The sequence below is a fragment of the Accumulibacter sp. genome, assembly GCF_023806565.1.
Lineage (GTDB): Bacteria > Pseudomonadota > Gammaproteobacteria > Burkholderiales > Rhodocyclaceae > Accumulibacter.
Genome location: NZ_JAMTDV010000119.1, coordinates 54,434 through 72,227, shown reverse-complemented (window position 1 = coordinate 72,227; position 17,794 = coordinate 54,434). Strand labels below are relative to the sequence as shown.

At 64.4% G+C, this 17,794-nt stretch carries 28 protein-coding genes; all 28 read right to left on the bottom strand.

What is annotated here, in order from left to right; translation table 11 throughout:
* Positions 1–179: 179 nt before the first annotated feature.
* The 28 genes from NFV80_RS13955 to NFV80_RS13820 all read right to left on the bottom strand — a co-directional run bounded on the left by NFV80_RS13955 (position 180) and on the right by NFV80_RS13820 (position 17,784).
* Positions 180–713, bottom strand: coding sequence for a phage virion morphogenesis protein (locus NFV80_RS13955; RefSeq protein ID WP_295330522.1), 534 nt, complete (start codon positions 711–713; stop codon positions 180–182).
* A 144-nt stretch (positions 714–857) separates the two neighbouring features.
* A complete protein-coding gene (locus NFV80_RS13950) occupies positions 858–2,081 on the bottom strand; it encodes a phage minor head protein (protein WP_295330520.1) in 1,224 nt (407 codons plus the stop codon).
* A gap of 63 nt (positions 2,082–2,144) precedes the next feature.
* A complete protein-coding gene (locus tag NFV80_RS13945; protein ID WP_295330519.1) occupies positions 2,145–3,596 on the bottom strand; it encodes a DUF935 family protein in 1,452 nt (483 codons plus the stop codon).
* A gap of 1 nt (position 3,597) precedes the next feature.
* Positions 3,598–5,076: a hypothetical protein gene (locus NFV80_RS13940; protein WP_295330517.1), complete on the bottom strand. Its 1,479-nt coding sequence runs from the start codon at positions 5,074–5,076 to the stop codon at positions 3,598–3,600.
* The gene (locus NFV80_RS13935; protein ID WP_295330515.1) at positions 5,076–5,618 is read right to left on the bottom strand and encodes a phage protein Gp27 family protein; all 543 of its coding nucleotides are present in this window, start codon (positions 5,616–5,618) and stop codon (positions 5,076–5,078) included. Before NFV80_RS13935 ends, NFV80_RS13940 begins: the two co-directional genes overlap by 1 nt.
* A 1-nt stretch (position 5,619) precedes the next feature.
* Positions 5,620–5,943, bottom strand: a complete 324-nt coding sequence (locus tag NFV80_RS13930; RefSeq protein ID WP_295330513.1) for an ArsR family transcriptional regulator — start codon at positions 5,941–5,943, stop codon at positions 5,620–5,622.
* Positions 5,936–6,316: a hypothetical protein gene (locus NFV80_RS13925; protein ID WP_295330511.1), complete on the bottom strand. Its 381-nt coding sequence runs from the start codon at positions 6,314–6,316 to the stop codon at positions 5,936–5,938. Before NFV80_RS13925 ends, NFV80_RS13930 begins: the two co-directional genes overlap by 8 nt.
* On the bottom strand, positions 6,306–6,536 hold the full coding sequence (locus tag NFV80_RS13920) for a TraR/DksA C4-type zinc finger protein (RefSeq protein WP_295330510.1): 231 nt from the start codon (positions 6,534–6,536) through the stop codon (positions 6,306–6,308). The genes NFV80_RS13925 and NFV80_RS13920 overlap by 11 nt, the downstream gene beginning before the upstream one ends.
* On the bottom strand, positions 6,533–6,835 hold the full coding sequence (locus NFV80_RS13915; protein ID WP_295330508.1) for a hypothetical protein: 303 nt from the start codon (positions 6,833–6,835) through the stop codon (positions 6,533–6,535). Before NFV80_RS13915 ends, NFV80_RS13920 begins: the two co-directional genes overlap by 4 nt.
* Positions 6,832–7,029, bottom strand: a complete 198-nt coding sequence (locus NFV80_RS13910; protein WP_295330506.1) for a hypothetical protein — start codon at positions 7,027–7,029, stop codon at positions 6,832–6,834. The genes NFV80_RS13915 and NFV80_RS13910 overlap by 4 nt, the downstream gene beginning before the upstream one ends.
* Positions 7,026–7,361, bottom strand: coding sequence for a hypothetical protein (locus NFV80_RS13905; RefSeq protein ID WP_295330504.1), 336 nt, complete (start codon positions 7,359–7,361; stop codon positions 7,026–7,028). The genes NFV80_RS13910 and NFV80_RS13905 overlap by 4 nt, the downstream gene beginning before the upstream one ends.
* A gap of 29 nt (positions 7,362–7,390) precedes the next feature.
* Positions 7,391–8,350 carry a hypothetical protein gene (locus tag NFV80_RS13900; protein WP_295330502.1) on the bottom strand — a complete coding sequence of 320 codons (960 nt, stop codon included), beginning with the start codon at positions 8,348–8,350 and terminating at the stop codon, positions 7,391–7,393.
* Between the two features lie 49 nt (positions 8,351–8,399).
* Complete coding sequence (locus NFV80_RS13895; RefSeq protein ID WP_295330500.1) at positions 8,400–8,915, bottom strand: lysozyme; 516 nt, start codon at positions 8,913–8,915, stop codon at positions 8,400–8,402.
* A gap of 165 nt (positions 8,916–9,080) precedes the next feature.
* Positions 9,081–9,644 (bottom strand): hypothetical protein, encoded by a 564-nt coding sequence (locus NFV80_RS13890; protein WP_295330499.1) that lies wholly within the window; start codon positions 9,642–9,644, stop codon positions 9,081–9,083.
* The gene (locus tag NFV80_RS13885; RefSeq protein WP_295330497.1) at positions 9,641–10,105 is read right to left on the bottom strand and encodes a hypothetical protein; all 465 of its coding nucleotides are present in this window, start codon (positions 10,103–10,105) and stop codon (positions 9,641–9,643) included. Before NFV80_RS13885 ends, NFV80_RS13890 begins: the two co-directional genes overlap by 4 nt.
* 104 nt (positions 10,106–10,209) lie before the next feature.
* On the bottom strand, positions 10,210–10,413 hold the full coding sequence (locus NFV80_RS13880) for a hypothetical protein (RefSeq protein ID WP_296759045.1): 204 nt from the start codon (positions 10,411–10,413) through the stop codon (positions 10,210–10,212).
* Complete coding sequence (locus NFV80_RS13875; protein ID WP_295330493.1) at positions 10,403–10,588, bottom strand: hypothetical protein; 186 nt, start codon at positions 10,586–10,588, stop codon at positions 10,403–10,405. Before NFV80_RS13875 ends, NFV80_RS13880 begins: the two co-directional genes overlap by 11 nt.
* A gap of 65 nt (positions 10,589–10,653) precedes the next feature.
* Positions 10,654–11,106 (bottom strand): Mor transcription activator family protein, encoded by a 453-nt coding sequence (locus NFV80_RS13870; protein ID WP_296759042.1) that lies wholly within the window; start codon positions 11,104–11,106, stop codon positions 10,654–10,656.
* Positions 11,075–11,584, bottom strand: coding sequence for a phage protein GemA/Gp16 family protein (locus NFV80_RS13865; RefSeq protein WP_295330489.1), 510 nt, complete (start codon positions 11,582–11,584; stop codon positions 11,075–11,077). Before NFV80_RS13865 ends, NFV80_RS13870 begins: the two co-directional genes overlap by 32 nt.
* The gene (locus NFV80_RS13860; protein ID WP_295330487.1) at positions 11,581–11,871 is read right to left on the bottom strand and encodes an HU family DNA-binding protein; all 291 of its coding nucleotides are present in this window, start codon (positions 11,869–11,871) and stop codon (positions 11,581–11,583) included. Before NFV80_RS13860 ends, NFV80_RS13865 begins: the two co-directional genes overlap by 4 nt.
* Positions 11,868–12,401: a host-nuclease inhibitor Gam family protein gene (locus NFV80_RS13855; RefSeq protein ID WP_295330485.1), complete on the bottom strand. Its 534-nt coding sequence runs from the start codon at positions 12,399–12,401 to the stop codon at positions 11,868–11,870. The genes NFV80_RS13860 and NFV80_RS13855 overlap by 4 nt, the downstream gene beginning before the upstream one ends.
* 15 nt (positions 12,402–12,416) lie before the next feature.
* Entirely contained in the window at positions 12,417–12,941 is a 525-nt protein-coding gene (locus NFV80_RS13850; protein WP_295330483.1) for a hypothetical protein, read from the bottom strand.
* Positions 12,938–13,312, bottom strand: coding sequence for a hypothetical protein (locus tag NFV80_RS13845; protein ID WP_295330481.1), 375 nt, complete (start codon positions 13,310–13,312; stop codon positions 12,938–12,940). The genes NFV80_RS13850 and NFV80_RS13845 overlap by 4 nt, the downstream gene beginning before the upstream one ends.
* Positions 13,300–13,623, bottom strand: a complete 324-nt coding sequence (locus tag NFV80_RS13840) for a hypothetical protein (RefSeq protein ID WP_295330480.1) — start codon at positions 13,621–13,623, stop codon at positions 13,300–13,302. The genes NFV80_RS13845 and NFV80_RS13840 overlap by 13 nt, the downstream gene beginning before the upstream one ends.
* Before the next feature lies 1 nt (position 13,624).
* Positions 13,625–13,813, bottom strand: a complete 189-nt coding sequence (locus tag NFV80_RS13835) for a hypothetical protein (RefSeq protein WP_295330478.1) — start codon at positions 13,811–13,813, stop codon at positions 13,625–13,627.
* A complete protein-coding gene (locus NFV80_RS13830) occupies positions 13,810–15,084 on the bottom strand; it encodes an AAA family ATPase (protein WP_295330476.1) in 1,275 nt (424 codons plus the stop codon). The genes NFV80_RS13835 and NFV80_RS13830 overlap by 4 nt, the downstream gene beginning before the upstream one ends.
* The gene (locus tag NFV80_RS13825; protein WP_295330474.1) at positions 15,078–16,703 is read right to left on the bottom strand and encodes a transposase family protein; all 1,626 of its coding nucleotides are present in this window, start codon (positions 16,701–16,703) and stop codon (positions 15,078–15,080) included. The genes NFV80_RS13830 and NFV80_RS13825 overlap by 7 nt, the downstream gene beginning before the upstream one ends.
* Positions 16,704–16,950: 247 nt before the next feature.
* Positions 16,951–17,784 (bottom strand): hypothetical protein, encoded by an 834-nt coding sequence (locus NFV80_RS13820; protein ID WP_295330472.1) that lies wholly within the window; start codon positions 17,782–17,784, stop codon positions 16,951–16,953.
* Between the last annotated feature and the right edge of the window lie 10 nt (positions 17,785–17,794).

The window sequence follows — 17,794 nt, the reverse complement described above, 5'->3', positions numbered from 1 at the left end:
TACGAACTGAAATCGCTACTGCAATGATCCTCCGATGCCTGCGAGCGGCACTGCTGAGGGCAAGCGCGATAAATGGGGGGGCTTTTGCGCGATAAATGCGGGAAGAGGCGGGATTTGGGGAGTCTTGGAGGGATGGGAAATGCAACGAAGTTACATCACGTGATAGCCGGCAAGGATGACTAGCGGACCATCAAATAGGCGTTGAGAGCGTCCAGAATCTTTGCCCGATCCTCCGGGTAGAGCGTGCCGTCCTCATGGATTGGAAGGAAGGGACGCGCGGGGATGCTGACCCTCTTGCCATTCTTGTCCGGTTTCCCGGCAAGACCGCCGAATTGCTGAATCGCGGCGTACTTCATGGAGTTGAGGACGGTCACTTGATCGGCGGTGGCGTCCACGTGGAATTGGCTCATGAGGCTCTGCGAGAGGCCGATCAAGGGCTTCTTGTTCATGGCCAGATCCCTGCCTTTTCGGTTGATCCCCTTCTTGCCGAAGCCACCCTGCTTGGCAATGTACGCTTCGATCGTCGCGCGGGCGTTCGGTAGCCAACGCTGCCCGTCCGGCCCGATGCTGGTCTGGAAGCGGGCCTCTGCGCGATGCTTGATGTCTTCGCCGATCGCATGCAGGTATGGCTGCATGTTACTGACTTTGGCGGCCAGCGCATCGAGCGCGGCCTGAACACCGGAATCTTTGACTTCAATAATGAAGGCAGTCATTTTGTAAGGGTAGGTAGGCAGGTAGTTACTTGGCAGGATACCTTGGCAATCCTATAATGGTTTTGCACGCCAGGGAAAATCAGCGCAGCCGGGTAGCCTTCGGGTCCGTGTGGGGTTGAGCGCTTCCACAACTGGCGTGCTTTTTCATTTTGCCGACCGGACCAGCTGGCTGCGCGCCCGGATGGCGGCGATGTCGCTTTCGTTGGTTCTTCTCAGTGATTGCAGGTATACGGACTTGCCCGTTTTCGTGGCTTTGATTACCGCATAAAACCACTTCCCCTGGTCCTCGATCACGCCCAGGTGAAGGTCTCTGTCTTGCCGCAGCTCGCCATGATCGAGCATCGATTGAACACGCGCGTAATCTTCCACGGAGATGTCGGAGTGTTCCCGGTACTGCTTGACCGCGGTCGCATGAGAAAGCAACAGCACATTGCTTTGAGCATCGAGAATGCCCTGGATGTCCGGTGGGACGAAGGCAATGGGGCGCTCGCCTTTCCCCAACCCCTTCACGAAATCCGGGAAATCCGCCGCCGTAAGCGTTGCTGATACCGCCGCTTCGACCACAGATCGATCGGCCTCCGGTGTCGCCACGACCGGCGTGTCGGCCAGCACCTTCAGCGCAAGATTCTCGATATCCTGTCCCAACGGCTCCGGCAGCGTCGACACCTTGCCGTCCACGATCGCCCGCAGCTCCTCGACCACGCTCTTGCCCGGCGTGTAGTCGAAACCCGAGTCGATTCCCGGCAGCCTTCCCTGCTCGTTGCGCTGGTCCCAACCCTCCGGCGGCTCGGTGGCATCGCCTTCCAGCGGGCCGGCCACCGCCGTCACGTGGCACATGCAGCCCCATCCGTTCGGCGGGAAGTGAGTATCCCAGAACGGGTGATCCCAGCGCAGCGTCAGGCGGATATTGCCCCAGTGCTGGTGCAGGGGTCGCGGGTGCAGAACGCTGTCGTTATGCACATAGCGCCAGTACGGCCGCAGCTTCAGGAACTCGGGGTCGGTGAGCTGTTTGTAACGCCCGGCCGCGTAGGAAGTGGCCATATTCGTCTGGTAGATCACCTTCGTGCGCCAGGCGAATCCGGCCTTGCTGCCTTCCCCTGTCCATCCGGTCCAGCCGTGTTTTTGCACGATCGCCGCGAAATCCCGGCGGAACTGCTCCAGGCCCGTTCCCTGCTCGATGGCCTTGGTCACTGCCGCGTTCAGGTCGGCGAGCAGATCGGCGCCCTGCGCCCCGGCGACGATGAAGGCCCGATCGTGCTCCTCCCGCCAAAGGTCATCCCAACGCTGGGAATCCAGATTGACCTTCTGCCGGAAGAACGCGAGCTGTTCCGCGAAAGGCCCGCGGAAGCCGAATTTCGCCTTACTCATGGTCGCTCAAAGCAATAAGCCCAGCAGGACATCGTCTCCCTTGGCGATCGTCGGCAGCGTCGCCTAGCCGTCGCGCGCATCGACCATGCCGCGCAGCTCTGCGAGCGCGAAGCCGGCCTGCATGATCTCGACCAGGCGGGCGGTATCGAGGTCCCCGAAAGCAGCCAGCAAGGTTTTCTGCAGGGTCGGCAGATCGGGCGCTGCCTCGACCAGCGCCTGCACCTGGCCGAGCACCTTTTGCCACGGGGCCGCCGCCGCTTCGGCGAGCTGGTCCGAAAGCGCCATTTCCGGCGCCGGATCGGCGAACGCGGGAGCGGGAGCGGACTGGCTGGGCACGGCGGTCTGGCCGGGAAGAGCGGCTTCCCCAGGAATCGCCGCCGGCGCCGAGGGCGCGGCCAGGTCTCCATCCTGGTAGCCATAGACGCGCTGCCAGTAGGCATTGGTGAAGCGTGCGCCCGCATCGTAGTTGGACTTGTCCCGATCCGACTGCAGCGTGTCTTTCGCTTCCTGGTCCCAGAAGCTCCAGCGCGGGCGATCGACCGCGCCCCAGTTGATCTCGCAAATCCACTGAATCAGCTGATTGATCGCCGCCGCCACCACCTCAGCATCGCCGTCGCGCAGGTCGTGCGCCACCTCCAGCCCCGCCATCGCGCTGGCCTTGTTGGACGACGCCTCGGTGGTCTGGTTGGTTCCGGTCAGCGCGATCGAAACCTCGCTGCGGCAGAACATCACCAGCTTCTCGTAGAGGTCGGCGTGCGCCGTGTTGCTGACGCTCAGCAATTCGACCGACGAGTCGTCCGGGATCACCGCCACGGCGTCCTGCACCATCGCTTCCAGGCTGTCGAGCAAAGTGCTGCGCTCGGCTTCGCTGGCGCCGCGCGGCTGCTTGCCCACCGGAAACGGCATGCCGTATTTCTCGGTGAATTTCAGCCAGAACTTGACGCCGCCCTTCTTGAACAGCGTCGGCCAGAAGACCATCGAGAGATCCGGGAAACCGTAGGGGTTCTGGTAGGTCGCATCCTGCCTCGGCAACAGGAACTTGCGCTCCGGCAACGCTTCCCCCACGAACGGGCTGCGCCGCGTCTTCAGCCGCAGCAGGTTATCGGCGTCGAAGACGAACCATTCCGGAGGCTTCGCTTCCAGCAGGCGCGGAACGATCAGATCGCCGACCTTGCCCCAGCCGATTTCGATCGGCTGATAGCCGTACAGCACCGCTTCCGTGCAATCGCCGATCAGGCGATCGAGATCCACGTCGGCGAGCATCGACTCGATCGCCTTGCTCACGCCGGCGCGCGCCTGGCCGCGATCGATGCCCCATTCCAGCGCCTTCACCGCCGATTTGCGGCGCCGGCAGCAGCTGCCGACGTGCGCATCTACCCGCAGATCGCGGTAGACCTCGATCGACTTCCCCTGCGCGCGCAGAATCGGGTCCGGGTTCGGCAGAACACCCAGCAAGGCGCTGAAATCGAGCGCGTTGGCGCGGGTCGCCAGCATGTCGGCGAGGAATTGGGCCATGTCAGTATCCCTGGAAATCCAAGTATTCCCCGCCCGGCCGGCTCTCGACAAACACCGGCCCGGAATCGGAGAGCGTCGCAAAGGACGCCAACGCCAGCGCCACCGCCGTATCGCCATGCCGCGGCCGGCCGTCGGATCCGCGCTGGTGCGCCTGATCGGGCACCTTCGCCACCCCCTTTTCCATGCTTACCGAGCGCAGATCGGAAAGAATGTCCGCATCGCGCGGCAGCAGCAGCGTCCGGTCCTCGAACGCCGCCTTCAGCCGCGGCATGTGCTCGCGATACCACTCGAGCGAGAGCATCACCTGCGAAATGCGGCTGATGCCGTATTTCTGCTGTGCCACTTCGGCCAGATACTGGCCATTGCCGCGCGCATCGAGCGCGCCGTGGCGAAAGCGCGGCAGACGATCGACCAGGTAGAAGAGCACCTGCTTCTGCTGCTCGAACGGCACATTGCGCAGCTCGACGACGAACGGCGTCCGCCATTGCAGCGTCCGGCTCTGCGCCAGCGGCCACAGCGCCGACAGGTCGCCCGTGCGAGCGAAATCCTCGCCGAAGAAATGATCGAGGTTCGCATCGAGCCCGGAGAGCAGCGGCAGCAGATGTGCTTCGCACCAATCCCGGATTTCCGCTTCGCGCAGGTAGCCTGCGAGCAGCGTGAAGGAATCCGGCATCGCGAGGCGCAGAACCGGAATGTCCGGCGCCATGCAAGACTCGATCAGCGCCCGCGTCAGCCAGGCGCCGCTGCCGGAACTCGGGATCACGTCGAGCTCCTCGGCCGACGTGTCGCCGTACATCGCATAGATGCGCTCGACCCAGGCCGTTTCGGTACGCTCCTTCAGCCGCTCGCCCTGGATCAACGCCACGCGCGCATACAGGCCCTGCGCCACCGCTTCACGGAAGGTTGTCCGGTGCAGCGAATAGCCAAGTTTCCCGGCGCGCACGTCCTCGACGATCTCGTTGAACGGATTCTCGGCGCCGTTGTGCGAAGAGAGCAGGCGCACCTTGCCGCCCCAGATCAGCATTGCCAGCGCCGCCTTCATCAAGCCTGGCAGATCGTCGTGGAATGCCGCCTCGTCGATCGTCACCCGCCCCTGTTTGCCGCGGATCGACCGCGGCCGGCTGCTGAGTGCCAGAACTTTCTTGCCCGACGCGAAATCGATGCGGAATGCCTTGATATCCGTCGACTCGTCCGAATACACCACCTCGCCGAACCACGACACCGCGAACGAAAACGCTTTGGCCCACATCGCGCAATCGTCGATGTACTCCCGAGTCATGTCCTCGCTGTAGCCGATGTACAGCGCGTCCATGCCGTTTTCCTGCGCTGCCGTCAGCACCGCCTGCGAAGCATCGCACCAAGAAGCGCCGATCCGGCGCGATTTCTCCCAGATCGCGACTTCGGCCTGGTCCGCTACCCACTCCTGCTGGTACGTCAGCAGCACCGCCGGCGTCGGCGCATTGGGCAAGCGGGGGACCATTACGAGGCAATTCCGAGGATCTCGCGGCGGATCGTCTCCACCGATTCCGCCGTCAACCCGCCTCGCCGCGCCACCTGCTCGCACGCCTGCGCCGCGGCCGCCGCCTTCGACTTCAGCTCATCCTGCCACTTCGCCAGCGCCACCTGCAGGCGGCCGACATCCGAATGCGCGCGCGCCACCATCGAAATGCTCTTCGCCGCTTCTGCCGGGTCCGAATCCGCCTGGCGCAGCGCAATCGAAATGCGCAGCAGCTGCTCCTGCAGAATCCCGCTCGTCACCGCCAGCACCTCTCCCTCGTCGCCGTCGGCCGTCACCGCCTTGGCCAGCGCGCGCGTCCGGCGCACGTCGGCCATCGCCTCGTCGAAATCCCGTTCCAGCTGGGTGCCGTGCCGATGCAGCGCACTCTTCGAGATTTCGAATCCCTCGCCGCGCAGCCAGACCGCCAGCCCCTCGTAATCGCTGAAATCGTTCTCCACCAGGCGGCGATTCAGTTCCTCGCGAAACGCCTCGGGCAACTGCGAAACCGACGAACGCGACGGCATCTCAGGCCCCCGGACGTGGCCGGGCAATCCCCGGCACGCGCGAGCGGCCGGCCGCCACGTCCAGCCCGGCGTCGGTGATCGTCGCCAGCGTGATCCCCAGCTCGCCGCCGGCGCGCTGCACCACCGCCAGGCCCAACTCATTCAGCCAGGCCAGTTGCGTGCGCAGCGCCGCGTGCGAAACCGTCAGCCCGCAGGTCAGCAGGTGCCCGTGCAACAGGCCGTCGTTCGCCGTGTATTCCGGCGCGTCCGCCAGGCAGCGCAGGATTTCCAGGCGGGACTCCTCGCGCACGCGGTCGGCGAAGGTATGCGCGGTAGCGCTATCCATGACTCTTCTCCAGCAAGTGTTGATTGATCAGATGCATCGTGTTCTGCAGCGACTGCACCGTGCCGCGCAGTTCGTTGGCCAGCTGCGAAACATCGCCGATCACCTCGTACAGCCGCGTCAGATCCATCCGCGTCGGCGCATCCGAGATCTTTGTTTTCAGGGCATCCATCGTTTCGTCGATTCTCCTTCGCCGCAAATCCAGATCGGCGCGCAGCTTCTCCACCTCCCCGTGCACGTCCTCGCGCAGCTTGGTGACCGCCTCCTGCGTCACCTTGTTGCGCCGGTCCCAGATCGTGAATCCCGAGTGGCACGAAACCAGCAGGAGGATCATCAGATCCAGATAAAAGCGGACCGCACCGTAATCAACGTTCACGGCGCCCCCTTTCCGCACGCTGCTGGCAATCGACGCAGCGTTGCACGCCCGGTACCGCCGCTCGCCGCCGTTCCGGAATCGGTTCGTCGCAGTCGACGCATTCGTGGGCCGAGTCGGCGAGCGTCTTTCCAGCCAGTCCGGATCGTTGCTGTTGCTCGTACAGCGCATCCGCGAGCAACTCCGCTTCGCGGGCGGAAGCCCGGTCGAAGAGATCGCTCATTGGAAGAGCACCGGAAGGCTCGCGGATCTGACCAATATCCTTCCGGACGAGAGCGTCGCGACGCAGCGCAGCAGGTAGGTCACCCCATTGAGGCCGCCATGAAAGGGCTGCAGCACCGAGTTGCCTACCACCGTCGGTGCGCCGTTGAGCACCAGGGCGGGGCTCGCGTCGGTTCCGGAGAGCACGCTGCAGGTAATCAGCGTGCCCGTGATCGTTTCGCCCTCGACGATCTCGTTGGCAAACGAAAACTCCGCCACCAGCGCTTCTTCGGGGTTTTTCTCCGGCCAGGACGATCTCATGCGACAAAGCTCCGAGCGCGGCCGGGAGAGCGGAAGACGCGCTCCTCGCCCACCGTCACGAACGAGCGCCGGGTGCCGACGGATCGGTAGCTCGGGTCGGCGGCGAGGGAGACCTCTTGCCCGATCGCATCGCCATTCCATCCCCACCCCAGATCGTTCCAGTCGACGGCGAGGTCGTTCCAGTCGGCGTTCATTCGAGCAGCTTCTCCGGACGGTCGGAGGCCAGCAAACCGATAGACACCATATGGTTCAGCACCGCCCGAGTTTCTTCACTGAACGGTACCCGCCGATCGTCGCGGGTCGTGATTTTCACCAGCGCTTTGCGCACCAATGGGTCTTCGGACGCCGAGATTCCCGTCAACTCGGTATCGGTGAACCGCTCGCGGAATTCCTGCAGACCAAGGTACCGAGTGGAGTCCGAGTCATCCGGCTGGTAATCCGGTGGAGTCTGGACGACGATCCGATCCGGGAAGATGATGACGTTTTTCGGGTCCGCAACCGCTTTTGCATCGTCCAGTCCGGACAAGTTGTTGGGAAATTCTAGGGATGCCATCTTTATGCCCCGTAGGTGGCTCGCTCGCGCCATCCGAGCAGGCAGAAATAGTCCGTCGGGGCGGATAGGCGGAACGACAGAGAGATGGTCGTCGACGCCGACAGGTCCACCGCGGGGTCCATGAACGCGTTGATCGTCGACACCCCGTTTGCTGTCGTAGTGCCATAAAATCCGGTTTGCTGCTGGCTTTGCGAATTGCGATTCTTCGTCACGCTGGGCGAGGACACCGACAGCGATGTCGTGTAGATTAGTTGCCAAATCGCGGCCGCTCCGGCCAACACCTTCGTCGTTTTGCTCCCCGCAGTGTTGGGGATCCACCCCTCGATAAAACGCTCGATATAACCGTTTGGACCCAAAGCTCCACCTGGGAGCGTGTAACTTGGTCCGACGATATCCACGCCGGTCGTCGCTGTGTAGGCCCCGCCAGACGCGACGGCAGAGGCCAAATTGACCTGCCCCGTAGTCGCTGAATAAAAATCGTACCAGCCAGCCGACAGGCTCCCGACCGCCGGGAGATAGACTTTCCCAGCAACTGGGATTGCCGCCGGCAAAGCGGTGCCGAGCGTCACATACGCCCCGCCCGCTGCGCCAGCTACAACTGTGCCGGATGGGGCATACAGCCACGGCGTGGTGACGTTCACGAGCGGTTTGGACATGCCCTGCAGGTAAAGCTGCTGCAGGATGAGCCGCGACACGTCTCCGCCAATCAGCGCGGCAATCCGAGCTGCTGTCTCGTCACCGCTGTTGACCCCTTCTAGTAATCCCAACCGGTACAGCACCGACCCCGCGGCCGGGGATACGGACGCGCCCAGAAGATTTTTCAGCGCCAGGATCGATTCGAGCTCGAAGTTATGCGTCTGGCCGTGATTGGGCGAGACGCCGCCGAGCGCCGTCCCGAGGACCTCGGCCACCCTCGCAACGTCGTCAATACCGCCGGTCGGGTAAATGGTGGTTGTGGTCATCGGGAGCGCAATTCCGCTTGGCGGTCGGAAGCCCGGTCAAAGAGATCGCTCATTCGGGCAGATACGCGGCAAAGTGTTCGTCCTCGGGGTGTCCGTAGAACGAGAGGCTCGCTTTCAGGAAGAGATTCGCCTCCGCATGCCGGCGCTCCAGATTCCGCGCGCCGTGCCGCGGCCCCTCCCACGTTCGCCAGGTGCGGGCGGCTTCCTGCGGCTTGTCCGCTTGAATCAGGTGGCGGATATCCGAACGCTCGAAAGCGCGGATCCCCACATCCCGGAGGAGGCTGATCAAGGCGTCGAAGGCATGCTGCGCGAGCTCTACCCGGATCGTTGCCTGCAGGTAAATCTCGAACACTCGCAGGTCCTCGATCAGCAGCGCTTCCGCCTGCTGGCGATTAACCAGAGTGACCTGCGCTTCGTCGGGCCGCAACACATGCCCCCAGCCGATTTCCAGGAAGCCCTGCGAGCCCTTGCGCGGAGTGGCCAGGAACGTCTCGAAGCGCTGGATCAGCGCCAGTCCGTTGGCGCTGGTGCGGGTGGGCTGGGGGGAAAGTTCGACGCGTGCCATGGGCGGGATTTTCCCGCGCGCGCGCGACGCTTCCTGCCTGGAAGCGCTTCAGGGCAGGAAAGAAAAAGCCCCGCGGGGCGGGGCTGGGGGGGGATTTACACCATGTGTAAAGGCGTCATGAACAAGACCAAGGCGACCAAGCCAAGATCTCGGGGAGAGAGTTACTCACGCGACCGCCATCGGGTACCGTGAATCATTCTTGACGGTGGCCAGAAGATCGGACTTGCTTTGCTCAATGGCGTTGATGGCCTCGTTGGGATTCTGCACAAATTCGTGCTTTCCTTGGCGGATGTCGGGTCCGAACAGACGCTTGACCGCGCGAATCATGACGATTTGACAACGGCTGTTCCGGCGCAGGAGATCCTGGGTGACGCCCATGTAGCGCACCAGAATGCTGACGACGGCGGGGTCATCCACTCTCCTGATGAGGTAGCGCACTTTCCGCTTTCCGTCTTCTGAGGTGTGATACCGGATGAGCAAGCTCACCACATCAGTGATGGACATCGTTTCGACGGCGCTGATGTGGAAATTGATGGTCCTGACAATGTGTTGATACTCCCACGACGATTCCATGATATGCCCGGTCATCACCAACAGCGCCAGTTCGTCGCGCAAGGCGAAGTAACGATAGCGAAAGCGCGTGAAGACCAGTTGGTTGTACTCCCGGATGAGCAGGAACAAGCAGTACATCGAGGTCGTAATGACAAACATCGAAACCAGAAGACTCATGGCGATCCACCCTCCCGCGAACTATGTTGTTGGCTAGGTAACAAATATCCTTCCTGTTGTTCTCCGTCGCTGCTGCGATGCTCTTTGATCAACGTCATATCCCCTCCGTGCATGAGCTGGCTGCGGATGTCGGTCAACCGCTTGATCTCCTGCTGGTGTAATTTGTCGCGCTCGTGAAAGACGAGCATCCACCCGCAGTTGGTAACGACCAGGAGAAGGAAAAATACCCCCGTCCATCCGCTCAGCGCGTCGAGCAAATGATTGCTCAAGGGAGCCAGTTCCTCGGTGGGCATCCGGACACCGAAAAGCAGCATCAGCAAGGCAAGTAACACCAACAGGGCCGGAAAGATGCGCCCGGTGTTGAGGAGGGCGAAGAACTGCGTCGAAAAGTCCCGCGCGAAATCCCATCCGCCGTACCGGGTGGAAGCCGGATTCTCGCTGGCCTTGGTTTGTTTTGCCACCGACCTTTCGCCTGTAAGGTGTCAGCGCTCTCGTTGGACGTGCAAAAAGCCGCGGTAAAGGCGGCTTTGCTCTGTCCGTCACGGTATCACAACGCGCTTGGGAGTCAATCCCCGGTGGGCACAAGCTTAAGAATCGCGTTGGCAATTGCCAGCGCCTCATCATGCGTCACCTCAATTACCGGATCGCATGCACCCCCCCACCGGATCGACACCACGGGATCACCATAGCTATTGGTGGATCGTTCGATGATCATCCGAGAGAACATCCCGCGCACGTCCACCATCACCTTGTTCTTCTTACGCATCATTCCTCCTCGCTTCAGGCATTCGCTTGTCGCGCAGCGTCCACGCCCCCATTTGCGCCATCCGCCGTCCCTGCTCCCGGTGCGCCGCGTCGATCGCGTCGCAGAGCACGAACAGCGGCCCCAGGGCCAGCGCCGCCAGCGTCCAGACCAGCGCTGCGGCCGGTTCCTGTTTGGTCATCGGGTACATCCATCGTTGTTGTTGCGGGGTCATCTGGGTTGCTCCTTGAGTAACTTGCTTGTCGGTCAGAAAAGGCCCGGCTGGAAGCCCGCCAGGCCAGGGAGGGTCTTTGCCGGACTGCGCTTGAGAATCGTCCGGATCTGGCGGTCGGTGAGGGCGTACTGCGCCGTCAGCGTCACGACCGAAGCGCCGCCGTCGTAGGCGCGGATGATTTCGCGATCGCGCGCATCGCGCAGCGCCTGCGCACAGCGCGGGATCGGCATCCGCTCGCCGGCATAGGCCTGGATCAGCCGCTCGGCCAAGGGTTCGCCCATCAGATGGACGAGCCTTTCGCGCATCGTGCCGCCCGGCCGCGAGCGCAGCGGGATCTGGATGACGTTGCCGGCAAAGGCGCGTACCAGGGAGAGCGCCGCCGCCACGCCGACCAGCTCGATGAGCTGCCGCAGCGAGTCGGGCAGGTTCTCCACGGGCGTGCCGGCGAGGTCATCAGGCGACAGCGGCGGTGTCGGCACGGGCATCGGCCTGAACTTCCCGGCGCTTGAGGTGCTTGACCAGCGCGACGACGATCCAGCGCAGTTCGTACTCGTCGCACATCGGCAGCGGCTTGTGGACGTTGAAGCGGCCGCCGGCGCCGGCCATCTGCTTGGCCATCCCCTCCACATAAGGCACCTGCTGCCCGCGTTCCACGCCGGTGGCCTGCATCAGCTTGATGATCTTGCGCAGCAAGGGCTGCCGGCCAGCGGCGGCCGTATCGACGAAGGTCCATTCGTGCGCAGCGCCCCCTTCCGGCCGGAAGCCGAGCCGGCGCAGATGCGCCAGCGCCGTTTTCAGGCGCGGCAGCGAAAGTTGTGTGGAGGATTCCACCACGAACGCCCGCTGCAGATACGCCCGCCAGGCGTCGTCGCTCATTTGCAGCTCGCGGCGGCCAACGTGGATCAGCCGGATCAGGCGGCTGCGCTCCTTGGTGCCATCCGGCCGGTTTGCGGCGGCGCTCATGCGTAGGCCGCCCGGATGTTCACCTCGATGCGCAGGCGCTTGATCGCGCGAAAGCGCACCGCGTGCGGCGCCATCCGCTTCTCGTGCCCATGCGGCGCCAGGCGCACGAGCCGCTCGATGCCCACCTGGCGAACCTGCAGGCGGCCGAGGCCGGCGAGCTTGCACACTTCCTGATCCGACAGCGCATCGGCGATCACTTCGAAGGCCGTGCGCAGGCATTCCTCGACCGTTTCCTTCGGCTGCTCGGTCACCTGCGCGACGATCGCAGCCAATTCCTTGGTGTTCATGAGGCCTCCCGCGCCGACAGTTCGACTTCGAACGGCGTCACCACGAAATCTTCGATCTGGCTGATCCGGATTCCCGGCACACCGGCCACCGCGCTCGGCTCGTTGAGGATCGCTTCGCGGTTGATTTCCTCTTTCACGCGCAGGAAGCGGAGTAGGCCGAGGGCGCGCAACGAGAACATCACCGATTCCTCGCCGGTGATCCGCACGCTCGGAGGCCGCGTCCGCCATTGCACTTCTCCGGTGGTGAATTGATGGGTTTTCACCTTGCCGTTCGCCGTGAGTTCCTGCCGGTTGGCCTCGCAGAACGCCTGCACGCCCCGCTGCGCGGCCTCGATGCGCCGGCGAGCGGGCTCCGCGCGCTGCTCGTAGTCTTCCTTGATGCGCGCCAGCGCGTTGTTCATTTCCACTTCCATCATCGTGAGTTCGCGGTTGTCGATGCCGATGCCGGCGATCAGCTCCGCCACCTCCTCGCGCGTCTGCGGCACGGTCGGCGCCGCCACGGTCTTGAAACGGGTTCTCTTGGGGTTCATGGGGGTCCTTTCGGGTCAAAGATAAAGCGAATGTTCGGCTACCCCGTGCGTCTGGCTCTGGCGATTGCGGCACGTCGGGCAAATGCGGTTCTTGCGGCGGTCCCACGAGAGAAAGTTCTGCTCGCATCCTCCCAGGCAGCGGACGACGCCAGCGTAGCCGGGCACCGGCCGGCGTTTTTTCTCCGGCGTCTCCCGGGTCACCGCTCCGCCGCGAATCCGCAGCAGGTGCAGGCGCGCGTAGATCGATTGGTGCGTGCGCCCGATCTCCGCCCCGATCTGCGTTACGCTGAGGCCATCGGCGTATAGCGTCAGCAGCCGGCGGTCTTCCTCGCAGGTGAACTTTTTCCACGCGCGCCTCGGCGCCGGTGCGGCAATTTGTTCGCGCTTGCGCAGCAGGGCCAGCCGATCGCTGACCGCGCTCTTGCTGCAGCTGATCTCAGCGGCGATCCTGCGCCCACTCCAGCCCGCCTGGGAAAGCCGGAGCATCCGTGCCTCGTCTTCCGGCGTGAAGCGGTGTCGTTGCTGGCGGGCGCCAATCATGGATTTCTCCGACCGGAAAGGTGCCAGGCGACCGCCCACGGCTTACCGAGGAATCGCCAGAGGCGGAAGGCGGTGCAGGTGCGCCGGAAGGCCCGCGCGGCGCCGACGAGGGCGTCCCGGATCAGCTCGGCCGCCAGGCACAGCGCCAACCGGAGCAGGCCGAGCAGCAGGCAGACCGGCACGATCAGCGCGCGCAACAGCCAGGAGAGCACCAGCACCGACGATTCGATCGCGGCCGGATGAATCAAGCGGGTCAGGAGAACGAACCCGAAGATGATCATCGACAGCACGATTTCGGTGGCGATTTCCGGGTCCGACTGCGCCAGGTTGCCCAGGCCCAGCCCGAGGAAGCAGGTTTCTAGGCTCGACATTCGATTTCCTCCCACTCGATGCGGGCGCCGTAACGCACCGCGAACCACGTATAGACGATCGCCGCACCCACTTTCCGACGCTGCCGCCAGGCACAGTCGCGGGCGAACAGGCGGAACAGGATCGGCCGGCACGCCACCGTGATCACCGCTCCGGTCGGCTTGATCGAGATCTTGAGAATCGGCAGGTTCAGCGCGCACAACCAGGTCGCCGCATGCAGCGCCTTATCCATGTTGCGCGACAGCACCTGCATCTGCCGCGAGATCATTGCCCCGCCCCGGGAAAACTCCGGATGTCCCATTGGATGTCCCATTTCAATCCTCCCTCGCGTAGATTCCGAAATCGTGTTGGGCGTCGAGCTTTCCGGCGACCTGGTGCATCGCCTGGATCGCCGCTTTCACCCGGGCTTTCCAGATGTCGCCCAACTGGCCTTTGTGGTAGTCCAGGTCGCTTGCCGCGTTCGCCAGCTCCGCGACTTCCTCGCGCGTGATCTCGGGGTTCATGGCATCGCCTCCCTCACTGCGCGCACGAGATCGGCCGTCACCCGCGGCGCGCCGAGTGCCGCCGCCTGGTTGATCGCTGCGGTAAGCAGATTGTTGGCAACCAGCGGATGCGTCAGCGAAATCACCGCCACCTCGGCCGGCCCGGCGCCGGTCCGCTGGCGGATCGAGAGCGCCAGCAGCAGCGCGCCGATCGCCTCGGGTTCGACGATCGCCGAGAGCTCCAGCCCGACCGCCGAAAAGCGGTGCGCCAGGTAATCGCCAAGGTGGGAATCGAGCGGCGGCAGGCCGACGATCTGGCAACGCTGCGCCACCTCGCGCACGGCGGCGCGGCGCTCGTCGAGCTTGTCGCGCAGCTCCGGTTGCCCGAGCAGCAGCACCGAAACCAGCCGGCGCATGCCATCCTTCAGCTCCAGGAAGCGTTTGAGGTGCTTCAGCGTCGGAATCGGCAGCCCGTGCGCCTCCTCGATGATCAGCACGTGCTGCATGCCGACCCGGCTGGAAGCGATCAGCGCTTCATGCACCTGGCGGAATCTCGCTTCCGGGCTGCGCTTCGGCGATTCGCCGCTGGCCACGGCGTGCAGCATCGCCTCCGCGATGTGCTCCGAGCGCAGGCACTTGCCCTGGCGATCGCTGTCTTCCATCGCCAGCACGTAGGGCTGGATCAGCCGCACCGGCCGCGCTTCCAGCCGCAGGCGTTCTTCCATTTCCTCGCGCAGCGTGCTCTTGCCCGCTCCGGATTCGCCGATCACCGCCAGGAACTTGATGTTGCCCAGCGCCACCTGCCAGATCGCCTCGCGCACCTGGCGGATCGCCGGCGAGAGATAGACCTCGCTCGACTGCTGCGGATCGTCAAACGGATCCCGGAAAATGCCGAACTTGCGGCGCGCCGCTTCGCTCAGCGTCTGTTTGCGTAGTAACATTTCATTGCATCCTTCCCTGGACTGCGTTTCACCCGACGGCGACGCGTTGGTCCGTGTCGCCGTCTCCTGCTCCCGCCGCGGGGATTTCCCCGCCGCCGAAATCTGCCGTTCCTTCCCCGCTTCTTTCCGCTCCTCCGCTTCGAGGAACAGATCGACCATTTCGTCCACCGGCACCTGCATCCGCGTCAGCACCGCGCAGACGATCGAGCGCAGGTCGCGCCGCCGCATCGAGCGCGGATAGGTGTTGTGGCGGATCAGCAGGCTGATCGTCGCCGTCGAGAGATGCGTTTCCGCGGCCAGCTTGGCCTGCGAAATCCCGTGCTTCTGCAGCACCTCGCCGAGGATCAGCATGCTTTCCGCTCCTCTTCATCCCTCACCCTCGATCCCTCTCCCGGGGGTAGAGGGAAGGCGCTGACCCCCTCTCTCCCCCCGGGAGAGAGGCCGGGAGTGAGGGCGACCCCCCGCCACTGCTCCGCGAGCTGCGCGAACTGCGCTTCGCTGATGCCGCCGGAAAAGCGCTTGGTGATCCAGGCGTAGTGCTCGGGCTGCCAGGCGTCGCCGAGCAGCGCATGCATGCGCAGGCACGCCGCGGTCGCGCTCATCACGCTTTCCTGCAGTGGCACCGCCGCTTCGATCGCCGTTCCGGCCAGCGGCAGATACATCGGCACCGGCGTCTGGCGGACATCGGCGAACGCATCCACCGCGCCGTCGAACGCCACCCCGCGCTTGCCGGCGACTCCCCGCCGCTTCTTCGCGATCTCCGCCTCGTCGTCGCTGCCCCAGGCGGCGCGCCGCGCGCGCTTGCGCTCGACATCGAGGTGCGAATCGGCCGGGCGCTGGTATTCCTCGCCGAAGGTCGCGGCGTCTTTCTGGTAGCCCCATTCGTCCTCGACGAGCGGCGACCGCCGATGGCGCACCTCGCGGCCTTCCGCGTCGTGCGCCAGCACGTCGATATCCGGCAGGTGGTACGGCGACGCCACCACGAACAGCTTCTCTTTGAACGCCGCGCCGGGAATCCCGGCCACCGAGTAGAAATGCTGTCCGTGCCCGGGAATCGCGAAGGAAATGCGCAGCAGTTGATCGACCACCCGCTTCGTCGGCTCGCTCATCACCAGCGCGCGCGTGATTTCCGGCCCTGGCGCCAGGCGCAGCGCGCCGGGGTAGCGGGCGATCTCCTGCCAGCCGGAGAAGCGCGTTCTCCCCGTGCGGCCGTGGATCGCCGTCGTTTGATACGCCGCGCTCCATAGCCCGGCGAGTTCGTTGAGCTGCGCGAAGTCGCGCACCCGCTGCGCCTGCAGCCGTCCCTCGAACTGCCGCTCGATGTGGTTGTGCAGCGATTCGACGGCGCCCTTGGCGCGCGGATTGCCGGCGGTGTGCACGCGCACGTCGATCTCCAGCGCTCGCGTCAGGCTGCGCACCAGGCCGGAAGCCTGCGCCGAACCCGGGTCGACCAAGAGCATCTTCGGCACCCCGTAGAAGGGTTGGCCGTCGCGCGGGTGGAACGCCGGAATCAAAAAGTCCAACAGGTTCTGCGCCGTCTCGTGCCCCGGCAGGTACTGCAGGTAGAACGCGCCGCTGCAGTGATCCACCACCAGGTAGCGCTGCACGCGCAGCTCCTGCACGCGCGCGAAATTGGCCGGCTTGTTCTTGTTGAATGCGGCGGTGTCGCAAATCTCCATGCCGCCATTGGCCAGGTAGAACAGCACGCAGGTCGAGACGTCGCACTGCCACACGTGATTCGGATGCAGCGATTTCATCGGCTGCGCCGCCGAGGCGCGCAGCAGTTGCTCGCTGTGGCAGCCGATCCGCTTCATCGCCCGCGAGATCGTCGAGGCATGCGCCGTCGTCACCGCCACCTCGCCGGTGGCCGGGTCCACCGGCGCGTTGGCGTTAGCGATGTCCCTCGCCATTTCCAGCGTCGGCAGCACTTTGCCCGTTTCGCGCGCGCCGGCGAAGCGGATCGCCGCCATCCGGCGTACCTGCTCTTCGCTCACCGCTTTCAGCTTGCCGGCGTCCGACCGCCGTTTGCGGTCGCTGGCGTAGCCGGCCTCCTTGACCCATTTCCAGAGCGTCTGCACCGAGATCCCGAGATGCTCGGCGATCGACCGCACGCGCGGCGTGCCGTGCCCATGCGGCAAGCCGGGCAGTTCGGCGGCAAGCATCAGGACGTGCGGCAGTTGCGTAGCGGACGGCGGCATGGCGAGCATTCCATTCCCCTCATGCGTCCGTCGCAGCCGATGTGGACCAACTCGGCGTCACGATTTCGGCGAAATCCACCGCAATGCCGTGGTTGAGGTAAAGCTGGCTGATCTGCTGCGCCAGCCAGCAGGCCGTGCCGTCGGCGTGCTCTTTCTCAGCCGTGTCGCACAGTTCGCGCGTGCGGGTGATCGACAGAATGAAATCGCTCACCGCCACCAGCGCCCGCTGCGCCGCTTCGTGGTTCGCGTTCATCCGCTCGGCGCGGCGCCGCGATTCCTCATCGGGCGGGCAGCGGTCGCGGGCAATCTCGCGCTCGCGCAGCGCCGCGTTCTCGTCCTGCACGCGCCGGATCAGGCCATCCTTGTCTTCCAGCCCCTGCTTCGCCGCGCGCAGTTCGCGTTTCAATTCGCTGACGCTCATCCGCTCGACCTGGTCCAGTTTCGCCGGGTCTGCCGCCAGCGCATCAAGTTCCGTTTCGTCGAGCAGCGCCAGCTCATACACCTTGCTGCGGTCCAGCGTCAGCAACGGCCGTCGATGATCGTGCCCGAGAAACTTGAGCGCGACGTTTGCCAGCCTAAGGGCGGTACCCTCGGAGAGGCCAATGGCCTTTACCGCTGGACCATATCCCCCTCGTGGCAGCTCGCGAAACGCGAGCACCGCGCGCCCGATCTCGACCAGATCCTCGGTGCTGCGCCGCATCCGCATCCGCGTTTCGCCGATCACCTGCTCGAGCGTTCCCTCGTAGCCGAAGCGCGTCAGCACCTGGCGCGTCTCGATTTCGTCCTGCGCCTGCAGTTGCAGGGCTTCGATGCCGATCGGCGCCGGCACGCCCGCGTGTTCTTCTTGTTCCATCAAGCTCTCC